The following is a 5196-nucleotide window of genomic DNA, read 5'->3' as shown; positions in this document are numbered from 1 at the left end:
GCACTACTTGGCCGGTAACATTGGTTTGGGTTCGGACTGCCATCCTGATTCGCCTGGCATAGCACCGGACCGCCATGAACGCCATTCCTGGGTAGTCTACTTCCGGTAATGGCAAGATTCAAAGTACAGCTGCTACCCGCCTGTCCTTTGGGCGCCAGTTGACAGGGTGTCGTTTGGACAATACCGGGTATGGATTGCATCACCAGTTGTTTAGGCTTAGCAGATTGGTTTTGCACTATATACTGCACGGTAGCTGTCGCGTTTCCAATTACAGTCTGTGTGGGATTACTGCCCGGCGCTGGAACGATAGTCCACAGCGGCTGTGCTGCCTGCGCTGCTGTCCATAGCAGATAAGGTAACAAACCAACCAGTATCCTACTCATCAATGTGTTGTTTTTAATATTCTTTTTCATCAGTTCTATCCTTATGTTACGTGAGTGAAATTCAACAATGCTCCATGAGCATAATCATTGGTGGTTTTGGCTCTATCCCAAGGAAGCACTTAAATCAAATTAGTCTAAATTAAGTCCTTGATTTGACGATTAAAATAAGATTAAAGTGCCGAAGTCCAATCTTATCCTAAATTTACCTGGATTTACCATAGTAAAAGTTAGTGGCTATCAACAATTTCCAGGTATCAATGTTTTTCTTATGGTTCTTTGTTACGGGCAGCATTTTGCTATGTTACCCGTATTTTTTTTCGCGCCTAAAAAAAGAGATGATTATGGATAGTTATGGAAATAACCAATTTGGTTTTATTAGTTAGCAAAAGGAATTTTTTAAGACTTTTGCAAAAGAATATTTAGTCTTTTAGGAAATGCCAAGCCTACCGTAAAACAAGTGTCAGAAATGCAAAATGCACTGTCACATGTTTGGGTACGGCAAGTGATTTATTTAGATTTTCGCTTAACCAAAAAAGAGAACCAATGCTTGTATCTTTCTGCGCAAGGAAAAACAATTAAAGAAATTGCTTTGTTTTTTCAAGTGACAGTAAAAAGAGTGGAACAATATCGTCAAGCTATTTTTGAAAAACTAGCGTGTACCAATATGATTGAAGCTGTGTTTATTGGTATTTGTTATGGCAAGAGAAGTCCATTGAATGAACAAATTTAATTGAATATATCGTTCGCTATAAGTCTTTATAGGTTCGAGCAGTTTAGACAGCTCAGCTATTTTTTCCATAGATTTTATATGGCTTAAAAGTAGGGTCGCTTGTTTGTCTCTTGCAAGGCTTCGATTATAAAACCTATCAAATAGCAAATTATATATTCAAAAATAATGAGGAGATTTGAGTTGAATCGGAGTTACGATAATAAACCTTCTAATGCTATTTTATCACCATTCATAATAGATAATACATGTTCTCTAATTTGTGCAATTGGCCAATTCCACCATTGCAATTGCAGAAGAAAATCTATTGTTTCATCATCAAAACGTTTGCGAATAGTCTGTGCAGGATTACCACCTACGATTTCATAGGGTTGTACATCCTTAGTTACCACTGAGCGGGTTCCAATAATAGCGCCATCACCAATAGTCACGCCTGGCATGATCGTCGCATCATATCCAATCCAGACATCATTACCTATTAGTGTATCTTTTTTACGATTAGAACTAAATGGAACTTCGGGCCAATAAGACTGAAAAATGACAAAAGGAAATGAAGAGAATCCGCCTAAATGATGATTACCTCCATTCATTATGAATTTGACGTTCGTGGCGATTTGGCAAAATTTTCCAATAATTAATTTATCACCAATAAAATCGAAATGATAAAGCACATTTTTTTCAAAATTATAAATATCAACTGGATCATCGTAATAAGTGTAATCACCTACAATAATGTTGGGATTTTTGATGATATTTTTTAAAAAAGCCGTTCGTTCAGAACTAGGTATTGGGTATAAAGTATTAGGATCAGGATACATGAGACTTAATCCTTATGGTTTTCATTAGTGGTTATTGTTTGATATTTTCCCTGTTGCGAAATTTCTATTCCATGTTGTTCGCAATGCCTACGAATTAGCATTTCCACCATATTTGCAATAGAACGATGCTCCCGATCTGCAGCTTCTCGTAACGCTTCTTTAAGTTCGGGGGTAATGCGAAAAGTCAAAGTGGCTGTTTTATTTATAGCCATTATTTTTCCTAATATTTGTCTACATGCAATATCATATTTACCGCAATGTACAGTAAAATACTATACAATCCAAGCCAACACTTATAAATGATCAAAATACATATTATTGCTTTTGGTCAGGAGGCTTTCTAATGGGTGACCCCTAATTCTCGAATGATTGTTAAAGTTAAGTGTATCTATCCAGAAAATTATTGAAATTTCCTTAGGATATGGTAAATAATCATCGCTCAAAAAATTCATTAATAAATCAAGGGAATGCATACCATTATAAATTATGGAGTTTAAATTAAATTATTTATTAGGAGATCTTAAATGCATACTCTATTTAGTGTTAAAAATGATCCTAAACAAACCATCGTAAACAGACTTACTGTTAATGATCCTACTTTACAAGTAGTTAAATGCGGTCAGCTTAGTTTAGATTCTGCATCATCAGGAGAGATTTTCAGCGCACTAAAATATAGCAATCATGTTAAAAAGCTCGAATTTCTTGGTAATAACTCAAAAGGGGCTATTAAATTTCTGGCAGAATCGGTAAGAGCACATCGATCTCTAGAAGAAATCTATTTAGGAACTAACGGCTTAGATGATGAAGAATTTTGTTATCTTTTAGATTCTCTAAAAGATAACCTATCTTCTGTTCAATTATTAGACATTAATTCTAATGAGGGAATAACCGATGTAAGCGCACACCATATTGCTGAGCTGATAGAAAAATCTACTCATATTAAAAAAATAGATATTTCCTACACTAGCATTACAGACGAGGGGTTACAAAAAATTCTAAATACACTAGAAAAAAATCCTGGATCTTCACTATTGGAATTATGTGAGCCGGATATCCTTAATTTAGGTTTTCTTACACAAAATAGGGAGCTTATTCAAAAATTAAGTGATTTTTTTAGTACAAAGCATAATAGTCCGAGTATGAATATAATCTAATTAAAGTTCTAACAATTAGGAATTCATAATGGATACAGATTTGACTTTTATTTTGGACCAAAGTGTTGGCAATTTATATTGGAAGGATTTAAAGGGAAAATATAAAGGGGCTAATCAAACTTTTTTAGAGATGATTGGCTTAAACAGTATCTTAGGGAAATCAGATAGAGACTTATTTTTAGATTTAATGGGTGAGGAAAAAATTAAACTCATTGAAACCATTGATCAGCGTATTATGACAACAGGTATTGAAGAAACACTAGAGGAAGAAGGAATCAATAAAAAAGGAAACAAAGCCTATTATTTTACCAAAAAGATACCTCTGCGAGATAAAGCAGGAAAAATTATTGGTCTAATGGGAACCTCTCTTGATATTCCCAAAGAGAAACAGGCTGATATTGCTTACGATGAATTTCTAAAAAATATATCTCACGATATAACAACTCCTTTCTGTGGGCTATATAGTATTGCTGAAATATTAACTCAAAATGAGCGACTCGATCCAGAAACTCGAGAACTAGCCGACTATATAAAAATTTCAGCAGATGCCTTGCTGACTTTTCTAAAACAAGCATTGGAAATTAACCACCTTAATGCTAAGTGCATAGAAATCAGTGAATTTAATATTCGAGAAATAGTAGAGGAAATCTATAATCTACTGTTAGCTGAAATTAAACGTAAAAACTTGACTGTTAACATTGACTGTCCTAATAATCTTGTCCAATCGGACTACTTTCGAATTTCAAGAATTTTAATGAATTTAATGGGAAATGCGGTGAAATTTACTGAGCAAGGATTCATTCATGTTCATATTTCAATAACTCCACATTTTACTATCACAGTCCAAGATAGTGGTATTGGTATTCCAAAGGAACAAACGGATGTCATTTTCCAAAAATTTACAAAATTGAAATCCTCTTATCAAAGCAATGTTTTTACAGGAAGTGGTATGGGACTTTATTTAACCAAGCAAATGGTTGAAGAACTAGGAGGACATATTCAAGTAAAAAGTCATTTAGGGAAAGGATCTATATTTACCTGTATTTTCTCAAAAAAATCTCTTTAGAGATCAGAAGAAATTAAGTAAATCGTGTAGTCTTTTTCATAAAGGTTAAAAAGCATGGAAAGCATAATTTGGTGAAATTAAGCTGGGTGACCCCTAATTTTTGCCCCCTAATTTTTAACACCAACAGGTAACCATCCTTGTAAATTCGTCTTTAAAAAATCATAAGGCAGCAATGCTGCCTAAAAGAAAAAGGCTAAAGGGTAAAAGCCTGGATACACCGAACAGATTGTGGGTAGAGCCTATAGCCGAAGGTATCGCTACCCGACGGAAAGAGCACGAGCCACGCGTAGAAGTTGCTGTACTGCGACGAACTCCAGTAGTACGCGGACGAGAACTCGCCAAAGTTGCAGGGGATTGCAGCATTGGAGCATAGCGCATTATAGACTGTGAACAGCTCATTTCTTGCAGGAAGATACCAGTCTGTACTAATGTTTTGGCAGAGTTGAGCTGCACAGTCGGTAGGCTCTATTGAACAGGCTATATCCGCAATAATAGCGTTGGTATTGCTAGCTCCATCATCTAAGCTTGATGCACCAGGTATATCAAAATTAGCACTCGTCCATAAGCTTCTAAAACCTTGTGCCACATCAATGACAACCTTGCCGCTACCTCCGCTTTCCTCAAATACCAGCCCCCCTAGATAAGAAAAGGCAATCAAGGCAATGGGACTATTGGCTGTGTTGCTGCCGCTGATGGTAATCGTACAGGGGGCGTAAGGTGTGTTCGAGGTCAGTTCCAGTGTACAATTGGCTCCCGGGGCCACACTGGTACAATTGCTGTCATCAACGGACAGATTGGGGCAAGCTGCCTTATTGCTAACCGTAATTGCATTCGCATTCATGACACTGTGCACATTATTGGTAATTTCTAATGACAACGGCATTCCAGATACCGTAACGACCCGGTTTTGCTGTACAGGATTCACGATGCTTATCAGTGGTTGATCGGTTACACTCACATCGACATTTACCGTATTGGTATTATCTCCTGCTATGAGAATGTTGGTTGGTCCCTCAGGTGTGCTCGTGGCTAAAGTAATCGTACAGCT

The 5196-nt window shown here is 36.5% G+C and carries 6 protein-coding genes and 1 pseudogene; 3 read left to right on the top strand and 4 right to left on the bottom strand.

Going from position 1 to position 5196, the window contains the following annotated elements:
* Positions 1 to 383: pseudogene (locus WA877_RS06870) on the bottom strand (DUF1566 domain-containing protein); the annotation flags it as partial.
* A 466-nt stretch (positions 384 to 849) separates the two neighbouring features.
* On the opposite strand from WA877_RS06870, the gene WA877_RS06865 reads away from it, so the two are divergent.
* A complete protein-coding gene (locus WA877_RS06865; RefSeq protein ID WP_425170177.1) occupies positions 850 to 1113 on the top strand; it encodes a helix-turn-helix transcriptional regulator in 264 nt (87 codons plus the stop codon).
* Positions 1114 to 1304: 191 nt separating this feature from the next.
* On the opposite strand, the gene WA877_RS06860 is transcribed toward WA877_RS06865, so the two are convergent.
* Together WA877_RS06860 and WA877_RS06855 are read right to left on the bottom strand one after the other, a co-directional pair.
* Positions 1305 to 1928: a CatB-related O-acetyltransferase gene (locus WA877_RS06860; protein WP_425170176.1), complete on the bottom strand. Its 624-nt coding sequence runs from the start codon at positions 1926 to 1928 to the stop codon at positions 1305 to 1307.
* 5 nt (positions 1929 to 1933) lie between these two features.
* Positions 1934 to 2140, bottom strand: a complete 207-nt coding sequence (locus tag WA877_RS06855) for a ribbon-helix-helix protein, CopG family (protein ID WP_425170175.1) — start codon at positions 2138 to 2140, stop codon at positions 1934 to 1936.
* A gap of 312 nt (positions 2141 to 2452) precedes the next feature.
* Here WA877_RS06855 and WA877_RS06850 point away from each other — a divergent pair, with 312 nt between their 5' ends.
* The gene (locus tag WA877_RS06850; protein ID WP_425170174.1) at positions 2453 to 3082 is read left to right on the top strand and encodes a hypothetical protein; all 630 of its coding nucleotides are present in this window, start codon (positions 2453 to 2455) and stop codon (positions 3080 to 3082) included.
* A 28-nt stretch (positions 3083 to 3110) separates the two neighbouring features.
* On the top strand, positions 3111 to 4148 hold the full coding sequence (locus tag WA877_RS06845; RefSeq protein ID WP_425170173.1) for a PAS domain-containing sensor histidine kinase: 1038 nt from the start codon (positions 3111 to 3113) through the stop codon (positions 4146 to 4148).
* 193 nt (positions 4149 to 4341) lie between these two features.
* Here WA877_RS06845 and WA877_RS06840 read toward each other — a convergent pair.
* Positions 4342 to 5196 (bottom strand): DUF1566 domain-containing protein (locus tag WA877_RS06840; RefSeq protein ID WP_425170172.1); only part of this gene is annotated, 855 nt, incomplete at its 5' end.

Origin of the sequence: Legionella sp. (genome assembly GCF_049790535.1) — a bacterium.
Taxonomy (GTDB): Bacteria; Pseudomonadota; Gammaproteobacteria; order Legionellales; family Legionellaceae; genus Legionella.
This window is presented reverse-complemented; position numbering and strand designations above follow the sequence as displayed.